Here is a 905-nt window from a genome sequence, read left to right on the forward strand (position 1 = left end):
AATTATACAACAGGAGAACTCTATAAAACGGTTACTAAAGATGAAAATCATGGAGGAGGTACAAGTAAGCTCCACACCACCGAGGAGTTTAAAAACAAACAAGGACAAGTTATTTTAAAACGAACCTTTGCTTTGGTAGCAGCAATTGAAACTCCTCACGATACCTATTATGTATATGATGATTTTGGAAACTTAACCTATGTATTACCCCCAAAATCTGAACCGCATTCAGCTAAACCAGATACAACAGAGTTATCAGAATTGTGTTATCAATATATATACGATCACAGAAATCGCTTGGTGGAAAAGAAAATACCAGGTAAAGGTTGGGAGTATATCGTATACGATAAGTTAGACAGACCTGTACTTACACAAGATGCCAATTTAAGAAGTGTTAATAACAATACTATTGTTGATGATAAAAAATGGTTGTTTACTAAATATGATGCTCTAGGAAGAGTGATATATACTGGAATCTATACACATGGTTCGGTTATTACCCGAAAAGCAATGCAAACCTATTTTGACAGTCAAAATACTTCAAAACAAAAATACTATGAAGAAAAACTACCTAGTGTAGGAACATTCGGTATTTATTATAGCAATAGTGATTTTCCTTCGACCAGTATAGAAGTACTCACTGTAAACTATTACGATAATTACACTTTTGATAGAGCTGGTGCTAATACTTCTGTAAGCAATATATATGGGGTAAATTCAACAACAAACCTAAAAAGTTTAGCTACAGGAAGTAAAGTAAAAGTGTTAGGAAGCTCTCCAACAAAATGGATTACTACACTTACCTATTATGACGAAAAAGCACGACCTATTTATGTGTATTCTAAAAATGATGAATTAGAAACTACCGATATTGTAGAGAGTAAGCTAGATTTTTCTGGTAAAGT

The 905-nt window shown here is 33.1% G+C and carries 1 pseudogene; it reads left to right on the forward strand.

The window, feature by feature from the left end:
* Positions 1 to 905 (forward strand): annotated as a pseudogene (locus tag V1T75_RS16380) (hypothetical protein); the annotation flags it as partial.

Origin of the sequence: Tenacibaculum sp. FZY0031 (assembly GCF_036350695.1) — a bacterium.
Classification (GTDB): Bacteria; Bacteroidota; Bacteroidia; order Flavobacteriales; family Flavobacteriaceae; genus Polaribacter.